Source organism: Pseudomonas fluorescens (assembly GCF_040448305.1).
In the GTDB taxonomy this organism is placed as follows: Bacteria; Pseudomonadota; Gammaproteobacteria; order Pseudomonadales; family Pseudomonadaceae; genus Aquipseudomonas; species Aquipseudomonas fluorescens_BH.
Genome location: NZ_CP148752.1, coordinates 1,453,810 through 1,479,393, shown reverse-complemented (window position 1 = coordinate 1,479,393; position 25,584 = coordinate 1,453,810). Strand labels below are relative to the sequence as shown.

At 60.2% G+C, this 25,584-nt stretch carries 26 protein-coding genes; 11 read left to right on the top strand and 15 right to left on the bottom strand.

All coding sequences use genetic code 11. The features are described from left to right. Window positions 1-82: 82 nt before the first annotated feature. Genes purC through dapA form a run of 4 tightly spaced genes read right to left on the bottom strand, consistent with a single transcriptional unit; the run spans window position 83 to window position 3,599 of the window. Window positions 83-796, bottom strand: coding sequence for a phosphoribosylaminoimidazolesuccinocarboxamide synthase (gene purC / locus WHX55_RS06695; RefSeq protein WP_007944067.1), 714 nt, complete (start codon window positions 794-796; stop codon window positions 83-85). 28 nt (window positions 797-824) lie between these two features. Continuing rightward, window positions 825-1,583: an MBL fold metallo-hydrolase gene (locus WHX55_RS06690; protein WP_095945094.1), complete on the bottom strand. Its 759-nt coding sequence runs from the start codon at window positions 1,581-1,583 to the stop codon at window positions 825-827. A 4-nt stretch (window positions 1,584-1,587) separates the two neighbouring features. Then, entirely contained in the window at window positions 1,588-2,703 is a 1,116-nt protein-coding gene (bamC, locus tag WHX55_RS06685) for an outer membrane protein assembly factor BamC (RefSeq protein ID WP_150756237.1), read from the bottom strand. A gap of 17 nt (window positions 2,704-2,720) precedes the next feature. Continuing rightward, window positions 2,721-3,599 carry a 4-hydroxy-tetrahydrodipicolinate synthase gene (gene dapA / locus WHX55_RS06680; RefSeq protein WP_150756238.1) on the bottom strand — a complete coding sequence of 293 codons (879 nt, stop codon included), beginning with the start codon at window positions 3,597-3,599 and terminating at the stop codon, window positions 2,721-2,723. A gap of 328 nt (window positions 3,600-3,927) precedes the next feature. Between dapA and WHX55_RS06675 the strand changes: the two genes are divergently transcribed. Both WHX55_RS06675 and WHX55_RS06670 read left to right on the top strand, forming a co-directional pair. Then, complete coding sequence (locus WHX55_RS06675) at window positions 3,928-4,488, top strand: glycine cleavage system protein R (RefSeq protein ID WP_007979776.1); 561 nt, start codon at window positions 3,928-3,930, stop codon at window positions 4,486-4,488. 10 nt (window positions 4,489-4,498) lie between these two features. Next, on the top strand, window positions 4,499-4,972 hold the full coding sequence (locus tag WHX55_RS06670) for a peroxiredoxin (RefSeq protein WP_150756239.1): 474 nt from the start codon (window positions 4,499-4,501) through the stop codon (window positions 4,970-4,972). A 136-nt stretch (window positions 4,973-5,108) separates the two neighbouring features. Here the strand turns inward: WHX55_RS06670 and WHX55_RS06665 are convergent, their stop codons facing one another. Beyond that, window positions 5,109-6,179 carry an AI-2E family transporter gene (locus tag WHX55_RS06665; protein ID WP_150756240.1) on the bottom strand — a complete coding sequence of 357 codons (1,071 nt, stop codon included), beginning with the start codon at window positions 6,177-6,179 and terminating at the stop codon, window positions 5,109-5,111. A 31-nt stretch (window positions 6,180-6,210) separates the two neighbouring features. Beyond that, complete coding sequence (locus tag WHX55_RS06660; RefSeq protein WP_007996208.1) at window positions 6,211-6,450, bottom strand: sulfurtransferase TusA family protein; 240 nt, start codon at window positions 6,448-6,450, stop codon at window positions 6,211-6,213. A gap of 98 nt (window positions 6,451-6,548) precedes the next feature. Here WHX55_RS06660 and WHX55_RS06655 point away from each other — a divergent pair, with 98 nt between their 5' ends. Beyond that, window positions 6,549-7,982 carry a M48 family metalloprotease gene (locus WHX55_RS06655; protein ID WP_150727528.1) on the top strand — a complete coding sequence of 478 codons (1,434 nt, stop codon included), beginning with the start codon at window positions 6,549-6,551 and terminating at the stop codon, window positions 7,980-7,982. A gap of 79 nt (window positions 7,983-8,061) precedes the next feature. Here the strand turns inward: WHX55_RS06655 and WHX55_RS06650 are convergent, their stop codons facing one another. The 4 genes from WHX55_RS06650 to rpoE form a co-directional block, all read right to left on the bottom strand. Beyond that, the gene (locus WHX55_RS06650; RefSeq protein WP_150727529.1) at window positions 8,062-9,486 is read right to left on the bottom strand and encodes a DegQ family serine endoprotease; all 1,425 of its coding nucleotides are present in this window, start codon (window positions 9,484-9,486) and stop codon (window positions 8,062-8,064) included. 178 nt (window positions 9,487-9,664) lie between these two features. After that, window positions 9,665-10,624, bottom strand: a complete 960-nt coding sequence (locus WHX55_RS06645) for a MucB/RseB C-terminal domain-containing protein (RefSeq protein WP_150727530.1) — start codon at window positions 10,622-10,624, stop codon at window positions 9,665-9,667. Window positions 10,625-10,632: 8 nt separating this feature from the next. Continuing rightward, window positions 10,633-11,220, bottom strand: coding sequence for an RseA family anti-sigma factor (locus tag WHX55_RS06640; protein ID WP_150727531.1), 588 nt, complete (start codon window positions 11,218-11,220; stop codon window positions 10,633-10,635). A gap of 31 nt (window positions 11,221-11,251) precedes the next feature. Beyond that, window positions 11,252-11,833, bottom strand: coding sequence for an RNA polymerase sigma factor RpoE (gene rpoE, locus WHX55_RS06635; protein WP_003172477.1), 582 nt, complete (start codon window positions 11,831-11,833; stop codon window positions 11,252-11,254). Between the two features lie 551 nt (window positions 11,834-12,384). Between rpoE and nadB the strand changes: the two genes are divergently transcribed. Further along, window positions 12,385-14,001: an L-aspartate oxidase gene (gene nadB, locus WHX55_RS06630; RefSeq protein WP_150727532.1), complete on the top strand. Its 1,617-nt coding sequence runs from the start codon at window positions 12,385-12,387 to the stop codon at window positions 13,999-14,001. Here the strand turns inward: nadB and WHX55_RS06625 are convergent. After that, window positions 13,970-14,422, bottom strand: a complete 453-nt coding sequence (locus tag WHX55_RS06625; protein ID WP_151215102.1) for a protein YgfX — start codon at window positions 14,420-14,422, stop codon at window positions 13,970-13,972. The two genes, nadB and WHX55_RS06625, sit on opposite strands and share 32 nt — an antisense overlap. Beyond that, window positions 14,406-14,660, bottom strand: a complete 255-nt coding sequence (locus WHX55_RS06620) for a succinate dehydrogenase assembly factor 2 (RefSeq protein ID WP_057716026.1) — start codon at window positions 14,658-14,660, stop codon at window positions 14,406-14,408. Before WHX55_RS06620 ends, WHX55_RS06625 begins: the two co-directional genes overlap by 17 nt. 149 nt (window positions 14,661-14,809) lie before the next feature. Here WHX55_RS06620 and WHX55_RS06615 point away from each other — a divergent pair, with 149 nt between their 5' ends. Next, window positions 14,810-15,751: a folate-binding protein YgfZ gene (locus WHX55_RS06615; protein ID WP_150756243.1), complete on the top strand. Its 942-nt coding sequence runs from the start codon at window positions 14,810-14,812 to the stop codon at window positions 15,749-15,751. 302 nt (window positions 15,752-16,053) lie between these two features. Next, window positions 16,054-16,875 (top strand): HDOD domain-containing protein, encoded by an 822-nt coding sequence (locus WHX55_RS06610; protein WP_353742265.1) that lies wholly within the window; start codon window positions 16,054-16,056, stop codon window positions 16,873-16,875. Window positions 16,876-16,983: 108 nt separating this feature from the next. On the opposite strand, the gene WHX55_RS06605 is transcribed toward WHX55_RS06610, so the two are convergent. After that, entirely contained in the window at window positions 16,984-18,372 is a 1,389-nt protein-coding gene (locus WHX55_RS06605) for a sensor histidine kinase (RefSeq protein WP_150727536.1), read from the bottom strand. Next, complete coding sequence (locus WHX55_RS06600; protein WP_150756245.1) at window positions 18,365-19,036, bottom strand: response regulator; 672 nt, start codon at window positions 19,034-19,036, stop codon at window positions 18,365-18,367. The genes WHX55_RS06605 and WHX55_RS06600 overlap by 8 nt, the downstream gene beginning before the upstream one ends. Window positions 19,037-19,478: 442 nt before the next feature. Here WHX55_RS06600 and WHX55_RS06595 point away from each other — a divergent pair, with 442 nt between their 5' ends. The 4 genes from WHX55_RS06595 to WHX55_RS06580 are packed head-to-tail and all read left to right on the top strand — an operon-like array spanning window position 19,479 to window position 23,516. Further along, window positions 19,479-20,456 carry a tripartite tricarboxylate transporter substrate binding protein gene (locus tag WHX55_RS06595; protein WP_150727537.1) on the top strand — a complete coding sequence of 326 codons (978 nt, stop codon included), beginning with the start codon at window positions 19,479-19,481 and terminating at the stop codon, window positions 20,454-20,456. Window positions 20,457-20,514: 58 nt separating this feature from the next. Continuing rightward, window positions 20,515-20,973, top strand: a complete 459-nt coding sequence (locus WHX55_RS06590) for a tripartite tricarboxylate transporter TctB family protein (RefSeq protein ID WP_095945109.1) — start codon at window positions 20,515-20,517, stop codon at window positions 20,971-20,973. 1 nt (window position 20,974) lies between these two features. Then, window positions 20,975-22,489, top strand: coding sequence for a tripartite tricarboxylate transporter permease (locus tag WHX55_RS06585; RefSeq protein ID WP_150727539.1), 1,515 nt, complete (start codon window positions 20,975-20,977; stop codon window positions 22,487-22,489). Further along, entirely contained in the window at window positions 22,482-23,516 is a 1,035-nt protein-coding gene (locus WHX55_RS06580; protein ID WP_150757379.1) for an AbrB family transcriptional regulator, read from the top strand. The genes WHX55_RS06585 and WHX55_RS06580 overlap by 8 nt, the downstream gene beginning before the upstream one ends. 86 nt (window positions 23,517-23,602) lie before the next feature. On the opposite strand, the gene ung is transcribed toward WHX55_RS06580, so the two are convergent. Continuing rightward, complete coding sequence (gene ung, locus WHX55_RS06575; protein WP_008050720.1) at window positions 23,603-24,295, bottom strand: uracil-DNA glycosylase; 693 nt, start codon at window positions 24,293-24,295, stop codon at window positions 23,603-23,605. A 132-nt stretch (window positions 24,296-24,427) separates the two neighbouring features. On the opposite strand from ung, the gene WHX55_RS06570 reads away from it, so the two are divergent. Continuing rightward, window positions 24,428-25,540, top strand: a complete 1,113-nt coding sequence (locus WHX55_RS06570) for an enoyl-CoA hydratase/isomerase family protein (RefSeq protein WP_353742264.1) — start codon at window positions 24,428-24,430, stop codon at window positions 25,538-25,540. The last annotated feature ends 44 nt before the right edge of the window (window positions 25,541-25,584 follow it).

Here is a 25,584-nt window from a genome sequence, read left to right as displayed (position 1 = left end):
ACGGCGCGCATCATAACAACACTTTCGCAGGAAGCGAACCCCCTAAGCGAAATATTTCTGTGCTATCAGATGCTTGCGTCGGTTAAAGCGGTACGCCCAGACGATTGGCGACTTCTTCGTAGGCTTCGATGACGTCACCGAGGCCCTGACGGAAGCGGTCCTTGTCCATTTTCTTGCCGGTGGCCTTGTCCCACAGACGGCAGCCGTCCGGGCTGAATTCGTCGCCCAGCACGATGGAGCCATCGTGGAACACGCCGAATTCCAGCTTGAAGTCGACCAGCAGCAGGCCGGCGTCGTCGAACAGCTTGCTCAGGACTTCGTTGACCTTGAGCGACAGTTCTTTCATGCGAACCAGTTGCTCGGCGGTACCCCAGCCAAATGCCACGACGTGGGATTCGTTGATGAACGGGTCGCCCTTGGCGTCGTCCTTCAGGAACAGCTCGAAGGTGTAAGGGTTGAGCTTCATACCCTCTTCGACACCCAGACGCTTGACCAGGCTGCCAGCGGCGTAGTTACGCACGACACACTCGACCGGGATCATGTCGAGCTTCTTCACCAGGCATTCGTTGTCGCCCAGCAATTTGTCGAATTGGGTCGGCACGCCGGCCGCTTCGAGTTTCTGCATGATGAAGGCGTTGAACTTGTTGTTCACCATGCCTTTGCGGTCGAGCTGTTCGATACGCTTGCCATCGAACGCCGAGGTGTCGTTGCGAAACAGCAGGATCAAACGGTTAGCGTCGTCGGTCTTGTAAACCGATTTGGCTTTGCCGCGGTAGAGTTCTTCACGTTTTTCCATGATGGGCTCCGCTTGCTAAGTAGATGGGCTAGGCGATGTGACGCCAGTCGAGCCCTGAATCTTGATCGGCCAGTTGCAGCCAGTCCGGGTCGCACCCGAGGGTGTCGACAAAACATTGCCGGGCCAGCCGCGGCAGGTTGTTCTTGCTGCTCAGATGGGCCAGGACCAGGTGTTGCAGGTCTTTCCAGCCCAGCTCGGCCACCAGGAATGCCGCCTGGTGGTTATTCAAATGTCCCAATTCACCGCCTACCCGTTGTTTGAGAAAGTACGGGTAATGACCGCGAGCCAGCATGTCACGGCAATGATTGGACTCGATCATCAACGCATCGAGGTCCCGATAGCCGTCCAGCACCTTGTCACAATACGACCCCAGGTCAGTCAACAGGCCGAAGCGCCGTAAACCGTCACTGAACACATATTGCGTCGGTTCTTGTGCATCGTGGGCCACGGCAATGACACCGATGCTCAAGTCGCCGATTTGCAGTTGCTCGCCGCCGGCCAGAAAGCCTGCGGGTTCAATCGGTTTGCGCATCCCGCGCAAGGTCCCGCGACTGAGGTAGACAGGCAGATTGTAACGCCGAGACAGCAAACCCACGCCATGCACGTGGTCGGCATGTTCGTGGGTCACGAGTATCGCGCTCAACTGCGCAGGGTTCACACCCAGGCGCAGCAGGCGTTTTTCGGTTTCCCGCAGGGAAAAACCACAATCCACCAATACGTACGTATCAGCGCTGGCTATCAGCGTGCCGTTCCCTTGACTGCCGCTGCCGAGAACGGCAAAACGCATAGAATCAGCCCAGGTTGTCCTGAATCTTGCTCAACACTTTACGCGCCACATCTGCCGGCGCCACGGTGTTGATGTTTTTCTCGACGGTGACCTGGACGTTCTCGCCAACCTTGCTCAGGCGAACCTGGTAACGCTCGGCGCGGGCGTCAAGCTCTTCCTTGCTCGGCGCGCTGCCGAACAGGCTGCTGAAGAAGCCTGGCTTGTCGTCTTTGTTCTCGGCTTTTTCGGCCAGGTTGATGTAGTACAGGCCCAGGCTGCGGTTGATGTCTTCAACACGCCATTCGCCCTGTTCCAACGCACGACCGACGCTCGACCAGGCACGATCCAGGTCGGTACCGACGTTCAGCACAGGGTTGCCGCTGCCGTCTTCACTCAGGCTGACACGGCTAGGCGCGTCGAAATCACGCGAAGCCAGCATGGAGACCGAACCGCCCTTCTCCGAGATGCGGCTCATGCTCGCGAGCATGTCGTCGACCAGTGCCGCGTCCAGGCCAGTGTTGACCGAACGGTTGGTGAAGGCCACGTCGGCGGTGCTGCCGGCAGGACGCTCGGCGCTGACCACATAGACTTCACTGGTGTTGCGCTGCACGCCCGGCTCGATGCGCACCCGCACGCGGGTTTCGCTGTCCGTGCTGACGCCGGCCGCGCTCAAGCGCTTGGCCATGGCCGCAGACAGCTCATCGGAATGCTGCCAGGTCGTGGTGAATTCACCGGTTTGCGGACGCTGCTCATCCAGACGGAAACCGTTGTCCTGGAAGAACTGAACGGCCACAGGCCAGATTTCGGCCGGTGGATTTTGCGCCAGGATCGAGCGCGAATCACCGCTCTTCTGCAGGGAGTACGGACTGGCGTCGGCCCCAGCCGTCAATGGTTGCGGACGAGGAACGATGTATTCGCCCTTGACGGTGTCATCGGCCACGTTGCGCGGGATCGGCAACAGCGGATCCAGACGCTTGGCGGTACGGACATCCTGCGGTATTTGCATCGGTGCAGTCTGTTGCGCTTCCAGGTAATCGCTACCACGGTCACGGAAATAACCTTCCGGGCCCCAGATCCATCCACAGCCACTGGTGCTGGAGATAATCAAGGCAAGTGCGGAAAGTCCGGCCATTCGCTTCATGCGTTGTACTTCCTCAATTAAACCAGGACGCCGCACTGGCGCAGGGCCGTGCGCAGCGTTGCGTGACAAGGTGCGCTCAGCCAGGTCAACGGCAGGCGAATGCCTTCGTGCATCAGGCCCATTTCAACCAAAGCCCACTTCACCGGAATCGGGTTGGCTTCGATGAACAGGTCCTTGTGCAGTGGCATCAGTTTTTCGTTGATTGCCCGGGCGGTCTCGGCATCGCCCTTGAGGGCGGCCTCGCACAGATCGGCCATTTCACGTGGAGCGACGTTGGCGGTGACGGAGATGTTGCCCTTGCCGCCCATCAGGATCAGCTCGACGGCGGTCGGATCATCGCCGGAAAGGACGATGAAGTCCTTGCTTACGCCATCGAGGATGGCCTTGGCGCGCTTGAGGTCGCCGGTCGCTTCCTTGATACCGATGATGTTCGGCACGGTGGACAGGCGGATCACGGTTTCGGCCTGCATGTCGCAGGAGGTGCGGCCGGGAACGTTATAGAGAATCTGCGGGATGTCGACCGCTTCTGCGATGTGCTTGAAGTGCAGGTAAAGGCCTTCCTGGGTCGGCTTGTTGTAGTACGGCACGACCAGCAGGCAGGCATCTGCGCCGGCTTCCTTGGCATTTCGGGTCAATTCGACGGCTTCGCGGGTCGAATTGGCGCCGGTACCGGCGATCACCGGAATGCGGCCATTGACCTGCTTGACCACGGCACGGATGACTGCGATGTGCTCGTTGACGTCGAGGGTTGCCGATTCGCCGGTGGTGCCGACGGCGACAATGGCATGGGTGCCGTTTTCAAGGTGGAAGTCCACGAGTTTGCTGAGGCTGTCCCAGTCAAGACGCCCCTGTGCATCCATGGGTGTGACCAGTGCCACCATACTGCCCGCAATCATGAAACCGCTCCTGCCGGAAAAAGAGAGCCGTAATGGTACTGGCGCCAAGTTGCTTGCACAAGCGAAGTACTGTGCTGCCGCCATTCCCCTTGGCGCCGGTTTTCGCTACCCTTCAGACTTTGATCGGTACAGACAAGCTCGTCCGTCGGGTTTCAGCCTCCATTTTCGGCATCACAAGCCCTGATCCAGCGTTGCCGCCTCTCGCTCCCGCCCCGCCGGAGCACGTCGCAACCTGCCGCTTGGGGTTTTCTGAATTCGCATCCGCAGGCTGGCTCCCGACAAAACGCCCTCTGGACGTATCGACCGCTCATCGCTTTAGGAATGCTGCATGTCCACCCCCACAGTTCGCGAACAATTCCTTGTCATCAGTGCCCTCGGCGCCAACCCCATGGAGCTGACCAACGTCCTGTGCCGCGCCAGCCATGAAAACCGCTGCGCCGTTGTCACCTCTCGCCTGACCCGCCATGGCGAATGCAGTGCCCTGGTGCTGGAAATCTCCGGTAGCTGGGATGCCCTGGCGCGCCTGGAAGGCAGCCTGCCAGTATTGGCCAAGCGGCATGCGTTCACGGTCAACGTGGTGCGCAGCGCCGCCCTGGAAAACCGCCCCCAGGCCCTGCCGTACGTCGCTTATGTCAGCTCGGCCTACCGCTCGGACATCATCAACGAGCTGTGCCAGTTCTTCATGGACCACAATGTCGAGCTGGAAAACCTGACCTGCGACACCTATCAGGCTCCGCAGACCGGCGGCACCATGCTCAACGCCACGTTTACCGTGACCTTGCCGGCCGGCGTGCAAATCAGCTGGCTGCGCGATCAGTTCCTGGATTTTGCCGACGCGCTGAACCTCGATGCCCTGATCGAACCCTGGCGCCCACAGAACCCAATGTAAGGAAGCTTTCATGGCCGTTGCCATCGACCAACCGGTTGCCGATTTCGAAGCCCCCGCCACCAGCGGGCAAGCCGTCAGCCTCGCCGGCCTGAAAGGCAAGCAGGTGGTGATCTACTTCTACCCCAAGGACAGCACGCCGGGCTGCACCACCGAGGGGCAGGGTTTTCGTGATCAATACGCTGCGTTCAAGGCCGCCAATACCGAAGTGTTCGGCGTGTCTCGCGACAGCCTGAAATCCCACGAAAACTTCAAGTGCAAACAGGAATTCCCCTTTGAGCTGATCAGCGACAAGGACGAAGCCATCTGCCAACTGTTCGACGTGATCAAGCTGAAAAAGCTCTACGGCAAGGAATACATGGGCGTAGATCGCAGCACGTTCCTGATCGACGCCCAAGGCGTGCTGCGTCAGGAATGGCGCGGCGTGAAGGTGCCGGGGCATGTTGATGCCGTTTTGGCTGCAGCTCAGGCACTGAATAAAGCCTGATGTATGTGGCGTCTGCTCAGACGCCTTCCCGAGCAGGCTCGGTCCCACATTGGTTTTGTACTTGGCACAAATCACTGTGGGAGCGAGCCTGCTCGCGAAGAGGCCATCAGCCTCACTGAAAAATAAAGGCTGACCACTAAAGCAACGGCGCCACCTCCGGCTCCTTGCGCGGCCACGCATCCAGCACGGCCTTGAACAGCGTCGCCAGGGGAATCGCGAAGAACACCCCCCAGAAGCCCCACAACCCGCCAAACAGCAGCACCGCGCAGATAATCGCCACCGGGTGCAGGTTGACCGCCTCCGAGAACAGCAATGGCACCAGCACGTTGCCATCCAGCGTCTGAATGATCCCGTAGACCGCCATCAAGTAAATGAACTGATCGCTCCAGCCCCACTGGAACAGCGCAATCAGAAACACGGGCACGGTCACCACCACGGCGCCGACATAAGGCACCACCACCGAAATCCCCACCAGCAGTGCCAGCAGCGCCGCGTAGTTGAGCTCAAGAACGACAAAGGCGATGTAGGTCACGCCACCGCAAATGAAGATCTCGATGACTTTGCCGCGAATGTAGTTGGCGATCTGCCGGTTCATTTCATGGGCGACCCGGGTGATCAACGCCCGTTCACGGGGCAGGTAACCGCGCACCCACTGGCCGATCATGGCCCGATCCTTGAGGAAGAAAAACACCAGGATCGGCACCAGCACCAGATAGATCATGATGTTCACCAGCAATGGCAGGCTCGATAGCGAGAACGTGAGCGCCCACTGACCAAACTTGCCGATTTCGCCCCGCGCCACTTCAATGGCCCGCAGCACTTGCTCATCGGATACCAGGTGCGGATAGCGCTCAGGCAGCAGCAACAAGAGTGACTGCCACTTGGCAAGCATGCCGGGCAACTCGTTGAACAAAGTGATCAGTTGGTGCCACAGCAACGGCACGACAACCACGATGAATACCAACAACAACCCCATGAATAACGCAAAGACCAGCCCCACCGCGACCCAACCCGGCACGCGCAGGCGCTCGAGGGTCACCACCAGCCCCTGCATCAGGTATGCCAGCACCATGCCCGCGAGCACCGGCGCCAGCATACCGCCCAGGGTCAGTACGACGGTGAATGCCAGAAACAGCAGCACAGCCAGCACCACCGCTTCTTCATCGGAGAAATAGCGCTGAATCCAGTCGCGTAACACTTTGAACATCAATAATCCTTAGGAGTAAACGCAGCCGAATTCAGGCTTTTTTCAACCAGTAGCGGTAAACACCCGCGTCATCTTCTTCACGAAGCAGGGTATGACCGGCCAATCGGGCAAAGGTGCGAAAGTCGCGCTGCGAACCCGCATCGGTGGCGATGACCTTGAGTACCGCACCACTGGCCAGCCGGTTGAGCTCCATCTTGGCCTTGAGCAACGGTAACGGACAGTTCAGGCCGCTGGCGTCCAGTTCAACGTCATGCTCTACAGCGTCGGTCATTGCATCACTCCGGGTCAGGTGGTTGAGTTGCCTAGAATATCTGGTCGCAACGCCGGTGTCCGGCTACAGTAAGGTCTTTGTCGACTAAGGCTTTGTGCATGACCTTTTTGCGCCCTACCCTGCTGACGCTCGCTTGCCTGCTCGCCTCACCGGGCTTCGCCGACGACCTGCCGTCACTCGGCGACGCCAGTTCTGCCATTGTCTCACCGCAACAGGAATACCAGCTCGGCCGGGCCTGGCTGGCCATGTTGCGCAGTCAGGTTTCGCAGCTCAACGATCCGCAGCTCAAGGATTACGTGGAATCCAGCGTCTACCGACTGGTCGAGACCAGCCAGGTCACTGACCGGCGCCTGGAATTCATCCTGATCAACAGCCCGCAGCTCAACGCCTTTGCGGCGCCGGGCGGGATCGTCGGGGTGAACGGAGGGTTGTTCCTCAACGCCCAGACCGAAGGCGAATACGCTTCGGTAATGGCGCACGAATTGGCTCACTTGTCGCAGCGCCACTTTGCCCGGGGCGTCGAAGCGCAGCAACGCATGCAAGTACCCATGATGGCTGCATTGCTGGCCGGTATCGTGATTGCAGCCGCGGGCGCCGGTGACGCAGGAATCGCGGCCATTGCCGGCACACAGGCTGCGGCCATTCAGGAACAGCGTCGATTCTCCCGCCAGAACGAACAGGAAGCCGACCGCATCGGCATTCTCAATCTGGAAAAGGCCGGTTATGACCCCCGGTCGATGCCCACCATGTTCGAGCGCCTGGGGCGTCAGTACCGCTACGATGCCAAGCCACCGGAATTCCTGCTGACTCACCCGGTCACCGAATCGCGTATCGCCGACACCCGCAACCGCGCCGAACTAGCACCACAGGGTGGCATCGAAGACAGCATGCGCTATCAACTGATCCGCGCGCGCGTCCAGTTGATCTATGAAGAAACCCCGGGGCTCGGTGCCAAGCGCTTCCGCGCCCAGCTCGACGAAAACCCGAAAAACGACGTGGCGCGCTACGGCCTGGCAATTGCCCAGATCAAGGGCGGTCAACTGAACGAAGCACGGGAAAACCTCAAGCTGCTGCTGGCCAAGGCACCCAACGAAATCATCTACAACCTGGCTCAGGTCGACCTGGACATCACCAACAACCGCCTGCCGGATGCCCAGTCCCGGGTTGAGCGGTTGATGGCCCAGTACCCTGGCAACTACCCACTGAACCAGATGCGCGTCGACCTGCTGCTGAAGCAGAACCGTACTGCGGATGCGGAGAAAGCCCTCGAAGGCCTGCTCAAGTCGCGTCCGGATGATCCGGACGTGTGGTATCAGGTTGCCGAGACGCGCGGCCTGTCGGGCAATATCATCGGCCTGCATCAGGCTCGCGCCGAATACTTTGCGCTGGTCGGCGACTACAAACAGGCCATTCAACAACTGGACTTCGCCAAACGCAGGGCTGGCAGCAACTTCCCGCTGTCTTCGCGGATCGACGCGCGGCAACGCGAACTGATGGAACAGGAGCGCATGATCAAGGACATGATGGGCTGAAGCCCTGGAGACAAGAAGTCCGGACACAAAAAAACCGCCTCTTTCGAGGCGGTTTTTTATTCAACCAACAACAACCGGGTTATTCAGCCAGCTTGAAGGTGATGAAGCTCGCACGCCCCTGACGCAGTACCCGCATCGACACCGAGCGGTTCTTTGGCAGCGCCTTGGCGATGTCCGCGAACTCCTTGGTAGAACCGATGGCCTGGTTGTTCAGGTGGGTGATCACATCACCCGGCTGCAGGCCAATCATGGCGGCAGGGCCGTCCTGCACTTCCTTGATCAGCACACCACCCTTGAGGTCGTAGGTTTTCTTCTGCTCGTCAGTCAGCTCAACCACGGAAACACCCAGGCGATTGCTGCTGCGCTCGATGCTGGATTTTGGCAGCGCGTCCAGCTCCTTGCCTTCTTCCGGAATCGCGCCGACCGTCAATTCGACATTCTTGCGCTTGCCGTCACGAATCACTTCCAGATCGGCCTTGGTGCCAGCCTTCAACGCGCCAACGAGGTGCGGCAGGTCGGCCGACATAACGATTGGCTGACCGTTCATGCTCAGGATCACGTCGCCCACTTGCAGACCACCCTTGGCAGCCGGACCATCATCCTGGATTTGGGCAACCAGCGCACCGGCCGGTTTCTCCAGACCGAACGACTCGGCCAGGTCCTTGCTCACTTCCTGAATCACGACGCCCAGCCAGCCACGGCTGACCTTGCCACCGGATTTCAGCTGATTGGAAACATCCATGGCCACGTCGATCGGGATTGCAAACGACACGCCCATGAAGCCACCGGAGCGGGTATAGATCTGCGAGTTGATCCCAACCACCTCTCCGTTCAGGTTGAACAGCGGGCCGCCCGAGTTACCCGGGTTGATCGGCACGTCGGTCTGGATGAACGGCACATAGTTTTCGTTCGGCAGACTGCGACCGACGGCGCTGACGATGCCTTGGGTCACTGTGTGGTCAAAGCCGAATGGCGAACCGATCGCGACAACCCATTGGCCGGCCTTCAGGTCCTGGGATTTACCGAGCTTGAGCACGGGCAGATCCTTGCCTTCGATTTTCAGCAGCGCCACGTCGGAACGTGGATCGGTACCAATCAGCTTGGCTTTCATTTCGCTGCGATCAGCCAGACGGACGAGGATTTCGTCAGCATCGGCGATCACGTGGTTGTTGGTCAGGATATAGCCATCGGAAGAGATGATGAAACCTGAGCCCAGGGAGGTTGCCTCGCGCTGACGGTCACGAGGTGAGCGCGATTGTGGCGGCATGCCCCGTTCGAAGAATTCGCGCAGCATCGGCGGCAAGCCTTCGAGGTCGGGCATTTGCTGGCTGACTTTGCGATCCGGCAGCTTTTGCGTGGTACTGATGTTCACGACCGCAGGCGAGGCCTGTTCGACCAGTTGCGTAAAGTCAGGCAACTCGACCGCTTGGGCGGTGACCGCCTGACCGAGCACCAGCACGGTGGCAATAATGGAAAGGTAGGACTTCAAGCGAGGTATCGACATACGGCTCCCGTTACGACGAGCAGGGTTAAGCGATATGGAGCAAGGAACACCGGGAACAATACGCCGGTATTTTTGTTCCGGGAACAACAAACAAGGCCAGAGCCGAGGGGCTCTGACCTATAAGAAATTTACGGGATTTTTGCAAATTGAAATGCTCACGAAACATTTCGAATTCAGCTCACTGCTTGGTTGCAGCGGCGTCGGTGCGCATCGAAAGCGCTATCCGTTCAGCAGTACCGACCGGTATCTCGCCGACGACGGTGACCATCATGTCACCCTGTGCCGTGGCCAGGCGCCGGGAAACCGCAACGGTCGGCCCCAACTGAGTACGGGTGTCGGTGACTGTTGCGCCATTCAACGGCTCAAGGAATACCGAAAAGCGCGTCAGACCATCGTCATACATCAGGCTATTGACCTGGGTCTTGGTCTGCGGATCCTTGCGAGCAGTGCTGCTGGTCAGCTCGAAGCCAGGCGGCAACCAGTCGGAACGCCAGACCTGGGCAGACTTGACGGCAGAAGCCTTGTCACTTTCGAGATTGACTGGCTTGCAATCATTACTGGCCTGCAGGTCTTTTTCGGAAGGAACGTCAGCGGTATCCAGTTGCGTGAACTGGAAGCGCTCCAACAACCGCCCCTTGTCGTCCAACAGCAAGGACTTCAGAGGCAGGCCGGTCTCTTTGTCCAGATGCAGTTCAAAACCGTAGCGGTGCTGATCGCGGGGCTTCAGCGATACGATCACCGCCGGACGCCCGGCGACACGCGACTTGCCGATGACGGCGAGGTCATACCAATTCTTGAGCTTTTGAGGATCGAGTGCACGGGCAGCGGAGTTCGGGGAGTCCCCAAGCCCTGCTATCAGTGTGCCGCTGACGCATTGGGTTTGCCCATCAATGCGAACGACTTCCTGAGCGGAACCGTCAAGCTGGATCAATCGCTCGCGGACCTTTCCATCCTGGACGAGGTGCCAGATGTTATGGGTAGAAAAACTACCGTTACGCTCGTAGACGAAAGCACCCTGAAAGCTTTGCTGCTGCTCTGCCTGGCCCAGGCGGGTCAACCAGTCCTGAGCTTCATCGGCTTGGGCTGGAACGATGAACCAGCCGCTGAGCAGAAGCGAAAGTAGAGGTATGGCGCGCATGATCCTCCTTAACGGTTTTCCAGGCTTGCGGCACGAGCGTAAGGCAGAGCGCTCTCAGTGCCTTTCAGTGCAGCCTGTTGTGCGTGTTGGCGCAAGTAACCTGGCAGACGCTGATCATGCCAGCCTGGTTGACCTTGCAATACGCCGTTGGCCATTGGGCCGGTAGCATCCGAACTCTCATTGTAGCCTGCCAAAACGGCTGGGCCTTTTACTTGAGGAGCGGCCAGCGCGGGTTGACTGGATTGCTGGGCCAGTTCGACACCGGCGATCTCATCCTGGTTGTACAGACGCACACCGGCCAGCACCGCCAGGGTCACGGAAGCTGCGACCGCCAGACGACCCAGGCTGCGCCATGGACCACGGGAGGCTTTTGCCGGTACGGCTTCGTCAGCCAGGGCAGCAGAAACAGCCGCGGCGATGTCCAGGCGTGGAAGCAGCAGATCCTTGTGCATCACTGCCCGAGCGATCTGATAACGAGCCCAGGTTTCACGGGTTTCAACATCGTCACAGGCATTCAATACCCGACGCAATTCCAATTCGTCCGCTTCGTTATCCATCACTGCGGACAGCGATTCCTGCAGGGCTTCACGACTCATGGCGTTCCTCTCTTGGCTGTCGCCGCTGTCTTTAGTTTTCCTGCAACAACGGCTGCAGGGCTTTGTCGATGGCCTCCCGGGCGCGGAAGATCCGGGAGCGCACGGTGCCTACCGGACATTGCATGACACTCGCAATGTCCTCGTAACTCAGACCATCAAACTCACGTAAAGTTAAAGCCGTACGCAAATCTTCCGGCAGTTGCTGAATGGTTCGATGGACGGTGCCTTCGATCTCATCCCGCAGCAAAGCCCGCTCTGGCGACTCGAGATCCTTGAGGCCATGATCGCCATCGTAGAACTCTGCATCCTCGGAACTGACATCGCTATCCGGCGGCCGACGGCCGCGTGAAACCAGATAGTTTTTCGCCGTGTTGATGGCGATACGGTAAAGCCACGTATAAAACGCGCTGTCTCCGCGAAAATTTCCAAGTGCACGGTATGCCTTGATAAAGGCTTCTTGTGCCACATCCTGGGCTTCATGGGTGTCGTGCACGAAACGCACGATCAACCCGAGAATTTTGTGCTGGTATTTCAGCACTAGCAGATCGAAAGCACGCTTGTCGCCGCGCTGAACGCGCTCGACCAGTTGCTGATCCTCTTCCTGGGTTAGCATGAACACTCCTCGATGAGCTCGGAGGAGGATTGCAGAAGTAAACCACCAGACTTGCAAACATAGACTCGGGCTTTTCGCAAAAGTTCTCCCCCTCCAGGCAAGTTTCCTGCGGGCGCTGATTTGGCACGCACGAAAAGCGCAGCACGAGTTGACCCGGCTGCGCGGATAATCTTGTCATCGGATTCTTCAGCAGGGATCGAACTGCAATCCTCCACTGAAGCCGACACTGTCCCTTGTTTCAGGCAACCGTCTATTGATCTTGGCCCTTTGGCAAAAGTTCCAATTATTTATAGTTGCACCGAACCGACATTGTGCAACCGTGAAGGGAAAAAGACTGTTAAATCGGCGATACAGTCATTCTCGCGCCCAACGGGCAGAAAAACATCCGACGAAGCGACCGATGTTTTGCGTCACAGTAGTTTCACAATGCCATGCTAGCTCGGGTATTGTGCCGCTCCCCCCCTCTATATACTAGTGGCTGTGCGGCTGCCTTGACTCGCCTGTCCAGCTGCGCCACCCCCGACCCGGGTCGCTTTGAGCGGAATCCTGAAATGAGCCAACAGTTTCAACACGATGTTCTGGTAATTGGCAGCGGCGCTGCCGGCTTGAGCCTTGCGCTGACCTTGCCCGGTCATTTGCGCATTGCTGTTCTGAGCAAGGGCAACCTCGCCAATGGCTCGACTTTCTGGGCCCAGGGCGGCGTTGCGGCCGTGCTGGACGACACCGACACCGTTGAATCCCATGTCGATGACACACTCAATGCCGGCGGCGGCCTGTGTCATGAGGACGCCGTGCGCTTCACCGTCGAGCACAGCAGGGAAGCGATTCAATGGCTGATCGACCAGGGCGTGCCCTTTACCCGCGATGAACAGTCGAGTACCGAAGATGGCGGGTTCGAATTCCACCTGACCCGCGAGGGCGGTCACAGCCATCGGCGCATCATCCACGCCGCCGATGCCACCGGCGCGGCCATTTTCACCACCCTGCTCGACCAGGCCAGGAAAAGACCGAACATCGAACTGCTGGAACAGCGGGTTGCGGTTGACCTGATCACCGAGAAACGCCTGGGACTCGAAGGTGATCGCTGCCTCGGTGCCTACGTGCTCAATCGCGGCACCGGCGAAGTCGATACCTACGGCGCGCGCTTTGTGATCCTCGCCTCCGGTGGTGCGGCCAAGGTTTACCTGTACACCAGTAACCCTGACGGCGCCTGCGGCGATGGCATTGCCATGGCCTGGCGCTCGGGCTGCCGGGTGGCGAACCTGGAATTCAACCAGTTCCACCCTACTTGCCTGTATCACCCGCAAGCCAAGAGCTTCCTGGTCACCGAAGCCCTGCGAGGCGAAGGTGCCCACCTCAAGTTGCCCAACGGCGAGCGCTTCATGCAGCGCTTCGATCCTCGGGCCGAGTTGGCGCCACGGGATATCGTCGCCCGGGCCATCGACCATGAAATGAAGCGCCTGGGTATCGATTGCGTCTATCTGGACATCAGCCACAAGCCCGAAGCCTTCATCAAGACGCACTTCCCGACGGTGTACGAACGCTGCCTGGAGTTTTCCATCGACATCACCAAACAGCCGATTCCGGTGGTCCCGGCGGCGCACTACACCTGCGGCGGCGTGATGGTCGATCAACAGGGCCGCACCGATGTACCGGGGCTGTACGCCATTGGCGAAACCAGTTTCACCGGTCTGCACGGCGCCAACCGCATGGCCAGCAACTCGCTGCTGGAATGTTTCGTCTATGCCCGCTCGGCGGCAGCGGACATTCTCGAACAGCTGCCCCTGATTCCGATGCCAACTCCCCTTCCCGCCTGGGATGCGAGCCAGGTCACCGATTCCGATGAAGACGTGATCATTGCGCACAACTGGGATGAACTGCGGCGATTCATGTGGGACTACGTTGGCATCGTGCGCACCAACAAGCGTCTGCAACGGGCGCAACACCGCGTGCAACTGTTGCTGGATGAAATCGACGAGTTCTACAGCAACTACAAGGTCAGCCGGGATTTGATCGAGCTGCGCAACCTGGCCCAAGTGGCCGAGCTGATGATTCTCTCAGCCATGGAGCGCAAGGAAAGCCGTGGCCTGCATTACACCCTCGACTACCCGAACCTGTTGCCAGTCGCGCTGGACACTATTCTGGTGCCACCCACCTACGTCGGCTGAATTTGAGCCGGACCCGCAGGCGTCGGTGCACATCCGCCGCCTGCGCGTCCCGGGGTACGCAAATGGCCCGGACCCGGCGCTCACCACGTAGTCGGAAACGCAGTACCACCACCAACGGCAGCGCCAGGCTGTCCGGCCTCAATTGCACGGGCTGCCAACCCCTGGCCCGACTCCACAACTGCCAGCCATCGGCATCGCGCCGCAAGCCGCAAAAGGCCTGCGGGTGGGTCAGCAGGATTTGCCGGGGCAACAGCCAGACTCCGTGAGCCACGCACAGCACGACGCCGAGCGCGCTGGCCCAGACCGGAATTGACAGTAAAGACAACGAACCCAACGCGAACAGCTGGGCCAGAAGATACGCCGCCAGCAACTGCCGTGAGGCATGCCAGCGGCATTCGAACCCATTACTTGGGCTGGACACGATCCAGGATCATGCGAACCATGCGTTGCAGCTCAGGATCTTCCGATTCGCTGCGTTCCATGAACCAGCCGAACATGTCCTGATCTTCGCATTCGAGCAACCTGACGTAGCAGGCGCGATCAACCTCGTTGAGGTGCCGATAAACCTCTTTCACAAACGGCACCAGCAACACGTCAAGCTCAAGCATGCCGCGGCGGCTGTGCCAGTAGAGGCGGTTCAGTTCAACATCTTCGACCATGGAGCGCTCCTCAAATAGGCCGCAAGTATACAGCCCCGCGTCCCGTCGAACAGTCGGCTTTGGTCGGGCGCCGGTGATCCTTTGTGAACTACCCATTTCCAAGGCGCCCCCTTATGATGTCCGCCAGACTCTTTACCCTGCGATGACCCATGGCCGACTCTGCTTTTTTCTGCACCCTTTCTCATGAAGGTGTTCTCGCGGTCCGCGGCGCGGACGCCAGCAAATTCCTGCAAGGCCAACTGACCTGCAACCTCAACTACCTGAGCGATTCCCGGGCCAGCCTCGGTGCGCGCTGCACGCAAAAAGGCCGGATGCAATCGAGTTTCCGCATCCTGCTCGAAGGGGACGGCGTGGCCCTGGCCATGGCCACCGAATTGCTAGAACCGCAACTGGCGGACCTGAAAAAATACGCGGTGTTTTCCAAGTCGAAACTGAGCGACGAAAGTGCCGCCTGGGTCCGCTTCGGCGTTGACCATGGCGACGCCGCGCTGGTCAGCCTCGGCCTGGACCTGCCGGCAGAAACCGACAGCGTCGTGCGCAACGATGGGCTGATTGCCATCCGTGTCTCGCCTGAACGTGCCGAACTGTGGGTCACCGCCGGTCAAGCCGACGCGATCAAGGGCAAGCTTTCGGCAGTACTGAGCGAAGGCGATCTGAATCAATGGCTGCTGGGCCAGGTCCGCGCAGGGATCGGCCAGGTCATGCCCGGCACCCGCGAGTTGTTCATCCCGCAGATGCTCAACCTGCAAGCGGTCGGTGGCGTGAGCTTCAAGAAAGGTTGCTACACCGGACAGGAAATCGTCGCGCGGATGCAGTACCTGGGCAAACTCAAGCGCCGTTTGTATCGCCTGCAACTGGCTGCCAGCGAACTGCCTGAACCGGGTACCCCGCTGTTTTCCCCGACCCACGGCAGCTCCATCGGCGAAGTGGTGCTGGCTGCCCGCGCCGGGCAAAACATTGAACTCCTGGCGGTGTTGCAAGCCGAAGCAGCAGACAGTGGGGACATCCACCTGGGCGCGCTCGAAGGGCCGTCCTTGCAGCTGCTCGACCTGCCTTATGAACTGGACCGCGATCGCGAAATCCAGCAATAACGGCAGCACTTGGCGCAACACCCAGGGGGCGTTCTCAATTAGTTTTCACGCCGCGCCGGGCCTGCTGTTGTGCAGGGCAAGGCGCGAGAAGCGTGGTTTGGTCATTCCAAATAAGCTTCGAGCAACGCTGCCCTGCACAACAGCAGGCCCGGCCCTTCGGGTTGTGCCTTAAAGCGGGCCAGGCTGCGTTGCAGGCCTTGGAAAGGGAACAACCATTCCCAGCGGCCTACGCCTTGCCTGGCCCGCTTTAAGGCGACAACGTGACGGGAAAACTAATTGAGAACGCCCCCTAGAGAGACTAAATGAGCGAGCTGGCGGAAAAGGTCCAAAAGGATTTGGTTGAGGCCATCAATAACGATGACCTGGTTCTGCCAACGTTACCGGAAGTGGCCCTGCAGATTCGCAAGGCCGCGGAAAACCCGGAAGTCAGTGTCAGTACCCTGAGCAAAGTGATCGGCCGTGATGCCGCGTTGTCAGCACGCCTGATCAAAGTGGTCAACAGCCCACTGTTGCGTGCGACCCAGGAAGTGACCGATCTGCATACCGCGATCACCCGCCTGGGCATCAACTACAGCTGTAATCTGGCGATCGGCCTGGTCATGGAGCAGATTTTCCATGCCCGCTCCGACGTGGCGGAACAGAAGATGCGCGATGTCTGGCGAAAAAGCCTGGAAATCGCCGGCGTCAGCTACGCCCTGTGCCGCCGCTACACCCGACTCAAGCCTGATCAGGCGGCCCTTGGCGGGCTGGTGCACCAGATCGGCGTGTTGCCGATCCTGACCTACGCCGAAGATCACTATGAGCTGCTGTCCGACCCGGTCAGCCTCAACCATGTGATCGACCGGATTCATCCGCTGATCGGCGAAAAACTGCTCAGAGTCTGGGAATTTCCCGACATGCTGGTGCAAGTGCCGCAGCTGTACCTGAATTTCAAACGCCAGTCTGCGCAGGTCGACTATGTGGATCTGGTGCAGGTGGCCAGCCTGTATTGCCTGCAGGACACCGATCACCCGCTCGCCCGTGCCGATTCGTTGAATGTACCGGCCTACAAGGCACTCGGAGTCGACTTTGATGACAAAGTGATGTGCGCTGACCTGGAAGAAACACGCACGATGTTTTACTGACCTGGAACCGCGTTGCCTCAATCGCGAGCAGGCTCGCTCCCACAGTAGCGAACGACTCGATTCAATGTGGGAGCGAGCCTGCTCGCGAAGAGGCCAGAAAAATCGCCATCAATCCCCCGCAACAAAACTCACCCGCACCTTCAACCCTGCGTGCTCACCATCATGCAGGCTGATCTGCGCCAGATGCGCGCGGCAGATCTCACCGACAATCGCCAACCCCAATCCGGAACCGGCCACTTGCTGATTGCGTCGGTAAAAGCGCTCGAATACCCGATCCCGCTCTTCAAGCGGTATGCCGGGGCCATCATCTTCGACTTCCAGTACGGCGGGCGTCGAGACCCGCAGAATCACGTTGCCACCCGGCGGCGTGTGAGCCAGTGCGTTATCCACCAGATTGCTCAGCAGTTCGTTCAATAACGTCGGCTCGCCCCGCAACCAGACCGGTTCATCCGCCTCCAGCGCCAGCGCGATACCACGCTTGTGGGCCAACGGCGCCATGGCCATGCCCAGTTCCCGGGCCAACTGACTCAGGTCGAGTAACTGCGCGCCACCCTCGGCAATCGCCCGGGCGCCGTTTTCGACCCGTGCCAGGGAAAGCAGCTGATTGGCCAGATGGGTCAAGCGATCAGTGCCCTGGGCGGCGGTTTCCAGCGTGCTGCGCCAGGTATCGGGCTCGGCCGAGCGCATGCCAAGTTCCAGGCGCGCCTTGAGCGCCGCCAGCGGCGTGCGCAGTTCGTGGGCGGCATCGGCGATGAATTGCGCCTGCTTCTCGAACTGCCCGCGCAAGCGCTCGGTAAAGTGATTGAGTGCGCGCACCAGCGGCCACAATTCGCGCTGCACTTCCACCAGCGGCAAGGGCCGCAGATCGTCCGGCTGGCGCTCTTCCACCGCCGTGCGCAAGCGCTCCAGCGGGCGCAACGCGGCACTCACCGCGAACCACACCAGCATCAACGCACCGATTGCCAGCATGCCCAGGCGCAGCAAAGTATCCGCCGCCAGACTGCGGGCCATGCTGACGCGCGCTTCATCGGTTTCCGCCACGCGAATTTCCGCCATGCCGTTCATGTTCGGCTCGCTCACGGGTTTGAGCAGGCTCACCACGCGCACGTTCTGCCCGCGATACTGGGCGTTGTAGAAACGTGCCAGCGCCGGATAGTCATCGGTGCGCGGCGTCCCCGGCGGCGGCGCGGGCAGGTTTTCGTAACCGGAAATCAGCTTCTGATTGATGTCGTTGACCAGGTAGAAAATTCGCCCGGCACTGTCGTAGGCAAAAGTATCGAGGGCCACGTAGGGCACGTCGGCACTCAGGGTGCCGTCGCGCTGGGAGACGCCGGCGGCGATGGTTCGCGCCGAGGCCAGCAGGGTCCGGTCATAGGCCGTATCGGCAGCTTCGCGGCCGTTCCAGTAGGCGCTCAAACCACTGGCCAGCATCAACACCACCAGCAGCAGCGCCAGGTTCCACAGCAACCGCCAGCGCAGGCTGCTGGGCTTATGCATCACGGCTTTCCAGCAAATAACCGAGGCCGCGGAAGGTCACGATGGCGACCGGCTGGCCGTCGAGCTTCTTGCGCAGGCGGTGCACGTAGATTTCGATCGCATCGGGGCTGGCTTCTTCGTCGAGACCGAATACTTGAGAAGCCAGCTGCTCCTTGCTCATCACCCGACCGGGGCGCGCGATCAGGGCTTCGAGCACGGCCTGTTCGCGGGAGGTCAGGGTCAGCAATTCTTCGCCGAGGCTGAAACGCCGGGTTTCCAGGTCATAGGCCAGCACACCGCAACGCTGAATGCGCTCACCGCCCAGCACGCTGCGGCGCAACAAGGCTTTGACCCGGGCTTCGAGTTCGGTCAGCTCGAACGGCTTGGCCAGGTAGTCATCGGCGCCGAGGTTCAGGCCGTGGACCCGGTCCTTGACGTCGCTGCGGGCGGTCAGCATCAACACCGGCAGGTTCTTGCCCCGCGCCCGCAGGCGCGCCAGCACTTCGAAACCATCCATGCGCGGCAAGCCGACGTCGAGGATCGCCATGGCGTAGTCCTCGCTGCCCAGCGCTAGATCGGCGGCGACGCCATCGTGCAACACGTCCACGGTCAAACCGGTGCTCTTGAGTGCCTGGGCAACACTTTCGGCGAGTTGCAGATGGTCTTCGACGAGCAGGACACGCATGGATCTTTACCTCGTTCAGGGATGGCCGACGCCATTCTTTGGCGCGGAGTTTACAGCCGCAATCGCCACTGTGAAGCCCGAAAAACCGTGAAAGCCCGCTGAAAGGTTAGCGAAAGGTTGGGACGTTAGAGTCGGCCCACGGATGGTTTCGACTGCCAACCATCGAATCGTAGTTTGAAAGCGTGCTTTGACATGTAACTACCGAAAAACGCCTCGAAGCGTTTTCGCCAATAAAAACAATAAACGAGGTATTGCACCATGCTGTCCACACAGCTTCAGGCTTGCCCGCCCCGCCCTTTCTCTCGCTCCCCGATGTTTACGCTTGCCAGCGCCGAAGCCGGCTGCTCGTCGTTCAGTCCGTACGGACTCGAACGCGCCAGCACCGTGCGAAATCGTCGCACCTGAATCATCCCGAAAAACAACAACTCCAATGGAGACAAAAATGAGCCGTTCAATGCGCCGTTTCGCCCTCGCCGCCAGCTGTGTGCTGTTCGCCGGCCAACTCATGGCCGAGCCAAAACGCCCGGAATGCATCGCCCCGGCCTCGCCCGGCGGTGGTTTCGACCTGACCTGCAAACTGGCGCAAAGCGCGCTGGTCAACGAAAAACTGCTGACCAAACCGATGCGCGTAACCTACATGCCCGGCGGTGTCGGCGCGGTGGCGTACAACGCGGTGGTCGCCCAGCGTCCGGCTGATGCCGGCACCCTGGTGGCCTGGTCCAGTGGTTCGCTGCTGAACCTGGCCCAAGGCAAGTTCGGTCGTTTCGATGAAACCAACGTGCGCTGGCTCGCTGCCGTCGGCACCAGCTACGGCGCCATCGCGGTGAAGAGCGATTCGCCCTACAAAACCCTCGACGACCTCGTGCAGGCACTGAAGAAAGATCCGAGCAAAGTGGTGATCGGTTCCGGCGGCACTGTCGGCAGTCAGGACTGGATGCAAACCGCGCTGATCGCCAAGGCCGCCGGGATCAACCCCCGTGACCTGCGTTACGTTGCCCTCGAAGGTGGCGGCGAAATTGCCACCGCCCTGCTCGGCGGCCACATCCAGGTTGGCAGCACCGACATCTCCGACTCCATGCCGCACATCCAGAGCGGCGACATGCGCCTGCTGGCGGTGTTCTCCGACAAGCGCCTGGACGAGCCGGAAATGAAGGACATTCCGACAGCACGCGAGCAAGGCTACGACATTGTCTGGCCAGTGGTGCGCGGCTTCTACCTCGGGCCGAAAGTCAGCGATGAAGACTATGCCTGGTGGAAGGACTCCTTCGACAAGCTATTGGCATCACCCGAGTTCGCCAAGCTGCGCGATCAGCGTGAACTGTTCCCGTTTGCCATGACCGGCCCGGAACTGGACACCTACGTGAAGAAGCAGGTTGCGGACTACAAAGTGCTGGCCAAAGAGTTCGGCCTGATCCAGTGATCGCCTCTGTCTAGCGGCTGCGACTCCGTTTGGCGGAGTCGCAGCACAGGAGTTCCCCATGCTCTTACAACGCATTTTTGCTTCGGTGCTGTTGCTGGCCTGCCTCGGCCTCGCACTGATGGCATGGCCGTATCAAGCGGCTTTTTCCTACGAACCGGTGGGGCCTCGGGCCTTTCCATTGCTGATGCTCGGCCTGATGGGTTCGGCCCTGCTGTACATGGTGTTCCGTCCGGCGCCGATCAAGCACAGCGATGACGAGCCGCCACTGGACCGCGAAACCCTGACCAAAATCGGCATCTGCGTGGCGCTGTTGCTGGTGTTCGCCGGCACTTTCGAACCCCTGGGTTTCATCGTCGCCAGCATCCTGATCGGCGTGCCCATGGCCCGTCTGTATGGCGGTCGCTGGGTGCCAAGCATCGTGATCATCAGCCTGATGGCCGTCGGCCTCTACCTGCTGTTCGACAAGTTGATGGACGTGCCGCTGCCGCTTGGCGTGCTCGACGTTCTGGAGAACTGATATGGATACTCTTGGCTATTTGGGTCAGGGTTTCGGCGTCGCGCTGAGCCCGTACAACCTGGTGACCGCGCTGTGCGGCACCCTGATCGGCACCGTGGTCGGCCTGTTGCCGGGCCTGGGGCCGATCAACGGCGTGGCACTGTTGATCCCGATCGCATTCGCCCTCGGCCTGCCACCGGAGTCGGCGCTTATCCTGCTGGCGGCGGTGTACCTGGGTTGCGAATACGGCGGCCGGATCAGCTCGATCCTGCTGAACATCCCGGGCGAAGCGTCCACCGTGATGACCACCCTCGACGGTTACCCGATGGCCCGCAAAGGCCTGGCCGGTGTGGCGCTGTCGCTGTCGGCATGGAGTTCGTTCATCGGTGCCTTCATCGCCACCTGCGGCATGGTGCTGTTCGCCCCGCTGCTGGCGAAATGGGCGATTGCCTTCGGCCCGGCGGAATATTTCGTACTGATGGTATTTGCGATTGTCTGCCTCGGCGGCATGGCCGGTGACCGTCCGCTGAAGACGTTCATCGCGGCGCTGATCGGCCTGTTCCTGTCGACCGTCGGCATCGACGCCAACAGCGGTGTGTATCGCTTCACCGGGGACAACATCCACCTGACCGACGGCATCCAGTTCGTCGTGCTGGTGCTGGGCCTGTTCTCCATCAGCGAAATCCTCCTGCTGCTGGAAAAAACCCATCACGGCCAGGAAGCAGTGAAAGCCACCGGCCGCATGATGTTCAACTTCAAGGAAGCGGCGTCGGTGTTCGCGGTGAATATCCGTTGCGGCGTACTGGGTTTCATCATGGGCGTGTTGCCGGGTGCCGGTGCGACCCTGGCCAGTGCCGTGGCCTACATGACCGAAAAACGCATGGCGGGTGCCAAGGGTACTTTCGGCCAAGGCGACATGCGCGGCCTCGCGGCGCCAGAAACCGCCATCGGTGGCGCAGCTTGCGGTGCGCTGGTGCCGATGCTGACCCTCGGCGTTCCAGGTTCCGGCACCACAGCGGTGATGATCGGCGCACTGTCGCTGTACAACATCACTCCGGGCCCGCTGCTGTTCCAACAGCAACCGGACATCGTCTGGGGCCTGATCGCTTCTTTGTTCATCGCCAACGTGATGCTGGTGATCCTCAACATCCCGATGATCCGCATCTTTACCCGCATCCTCGCCGTGCCAAACTGGGCACTGGTACCGGTGATCGCGATCATTACCGGGATTGGCGTCTACGCGGTGCACGCGACAACGTTCGACCTGTTCCTGATGATCGGCATCGGCATCTTCGGTTATATCCTGCGCAAGCTGGACTTCCCGCTGTCGCCGGTATTGCTGGGCTTCATCCTCGGAGGTTTGATGGAGCAGAATCTGCGCCGCGCCCTGTCGATTTCCAACGGTGCGCTGGAAATCCTCTGGTCGAGCCCGATCACCTTCGGTTGCTGGGTGCTGACGGCGATCATGCTGCTGATGCCGCTCATCCGCATCTGGCGCAAACGTTCGGCCGCCCAAAGCGTTATCGCCGATGTCTGATCGGTCCCCCCTCAAGCTCTGGTGGGGAACCCCGCTGGTCGGCCTGCTTGGCGGTTACCTCGCCAGCCAGGTCGGCTGGCCTTTGCCGTGGATGGTCGGCTCGTTGCTGGCGATCATCCTCGTGCGCTGCCTGACACCCTGGCAATTGGCCGAAATCCCTGGCGGCCGCAAGTGCGGCCAGTGGATCGTCGGTATCGGTATCGGCCTGCACTTCACTCCAGTGGTGATGGAGCAGGTACTCAGTCATTTCGGTCTGATCTTCTTCGGTGCGTTGGTCACCAGCCTGTCGGCGGTCGTCGGCGTGTGGCTGATGCGCCGCACCGGTGAAGATCGCGCCACGGCGTTCTTTTCCAGCATGCCCGGCGGTTCCGGGGAGATGGTCAACCTCGGCGCCCGCAATGGTGCGGTGCTCAGCCGTGTGGCGGCGGGGCAGAGTTTGCGGGTGTTGGTGGTCGTACTCTGCGTACCGGCAGCCTTCAAGTATCTGTTGGGCGACGGTGCGCCGATTTCCCACGTTGGCAGCATCGATTGGCGCTGGCTGGCGGTGTTGTTTCCTGCGGGTGCGTTGGCGGCCTGGATCTGGGAGCGCCTGCGTCAACCCAACCCCTGGCTGTTCGGGCCGCTGCTGGTCAGCGCGGCAGTCAGCATCGGCTGGGATCTGCACATCGGTTTGCCCAATGGCGGTAGCCAGATTGGCCAATGGTTGATCGGTAGCGGTCTGGGCTGTCACTTCAACCGGCAGTTTTTCCGGCGTGCGCCATCGTTCATGGGGCGCACCTTGATTGGCACGGTGTTGACCATGCTGATTGCCACAGCGGCGGCATTGGGTTTGAGTGCGCTGACCCATCTGGATCTGCGTTCACTGACATTGGGCATGATGCCGGGCGGTATTGCCGAGATGAGCCTGACGGCGGAAACCCTGCAACTGTCGGTGCCGCTGGTGACGGCGATGCAGGTGATGCGGCTGTTGTTTGTGTTGTTTCTGGCGGAGCCGTTGTTCAAGTATTGGAACCGCGATCCAGAGTAAAGACCGAGTCGACTTCATCGCGAGCAGGCTCACTCCTACAGGGAACGCATTTCAATGTAGGAGTGAGCCTGCTCGCGATGCTTTTTTCAAACAGGTGGAAGACGCCACTCGATTGGCGTCTCGCCATTCTGCTCCAGAAACTTGTTGGTCCTGCTGAAGTGCCCGCAACCGAGGAAGCCGCGATAGGCCGACAGCGGTGACGGGTGCACCGAGGTCAGCACCAGATGCTTGGTGGCATCAATCAGTTTCTGCTTGCTCTGGGCATGGGCGCCCCACAGCATGAATACCAGGTGCGGTTGCTGTTGGCTGACCACTTCAATGACTCGATCGGTGAAAAACTGCCAGCCCTTGTCCTTGTGCGCATTGGCGTTGGCCCGCTCCACGGTCATGGTGGTGTTGAGCATCAGCACGCCCTGATCGGCCCAGCTCTGCAGGTAGCCATGGTTGGGGATGTCGATGTTCAGGTCGCGCTTGAGTTCTTTGTAAATGTTCACCAGCGACGGCGGTGCCGGTACGCCGGGTTGCACCGAGAAGCACAAGCCATGGGCCTGGCCCGGGCCGTGATAAGGGTCCTGACCGAGGATCACTACCTTGACCTTGTCCAGCGGCGTGGAATTGAGCGCGTTGAAGATCATCGGCCCCGGCGGATAGATCTCCTTGCCGGCCGCCCGCTCCTGTTGCAGGAAGTTTCGCAACTCTGCCATGTAGGGCTGGTCGAATTCGGCACGCAGTGCCTCCTTCCAGCCCGGTTCGAGTTTGATACGGTCGTCAGCAGTCATGGTTACATCCGGCAAAAACAATGGGGCGAACCCTAGGAAAGCGCATCACGCTTGTCAATTGATCTGATGCAGATCCGGCACTTTCCCACACAGCGATCATACTTAACCCTCAAATTCCCGATCGAGGTCACGATGAATCTGCACTTCGAAGAACTCACCGGCACCGACGGCGCACGCATCGGCATCGCCAGCCTGGATGCCGAAAAATCCCTGAACGCCCTGTCCCTGCCGATGATCAACGCCCTGCGCGACCGCCTGGAGGCCTGGGCCAAGGACCCGCAGATCGTCTGCGTCCTGTTGCGCGGCAACGGCGCCAAGGCCTTTTGCGCCGGCGGTGAAGTGCGCAGCCTGGTGGAAGCCTGTCGCGTCCATCCGGGCGAAGTACCGCCACTGGCTGCGCAGTTTTTTGCGGCGGAATATCGCCTGGACTTCAAACTTCACACCTACCCGAAACCGCTGATCTGCTGGGGCCACGGCTATGTGCTGGGCGGAGGCATGGGACTGTTGCAAGGGGCAGGCATCCGCATCGTTACGCCGAGCAGCCGCCTGGCCATGCCCGAGATCAGCATCGGCCTGTACCCGGACGTTGGCGCCAGTTGGTTTCTGTCGCGCCTGCCCGGCAAGCTAGGGTTGTTCCTGGCCCTGAGCGGTGCGCACATGAACGGCCGCGATGCCATCGACCTGGACCTGGCCGATCGTTTCCTGCTCGATGAGCAGCAGCCGGAATTGATCGAAGGCCTGTTGCAATTGAACTGGCAGGAACAGACACCCATGCAGCTCAACAGCCTGCTCAAGGCCTTGCAGCAGGAAGCCGTGGCACAGATGCCCGAAGCCCAGTGGCTGCCGCGACGCCAGCAGATCGACGAACTGCTGGATGTCAGCGACGTGCGTTGCGCCTGGAAGGCCATCAGCGCCTTGCGCGATCACACCGATCTGTTGCTGAGCCGCGCAGCCAGAACCCTGAGCGAAGGCGCACCGCTGACCGCTCATCTGGTCTGGGAGCAGATCATCCGTGCCCGGCACCTGTCGCTGGCCGAAGTCTTCCAGATGGAATACACCCTGAGCCTCAACTGCTGTCGGCATCCGGAATTCAGCGAAGGCGTGCGTGCCCGGTTGATCGACAAGGATCAGAAGCCACACTGGCACTGGCCGGACATCAACAACGTGCCGGACGCGGTGGTAGAGGCGCATTTTCACAAGGCGTGGGAAGGTCGGCATCCGCTGGCGGATTTGTCCGAATACTGAAGTCCGGGCAAAAAAATGTGGGAGCGAGCCTGCTCGCGATGAGG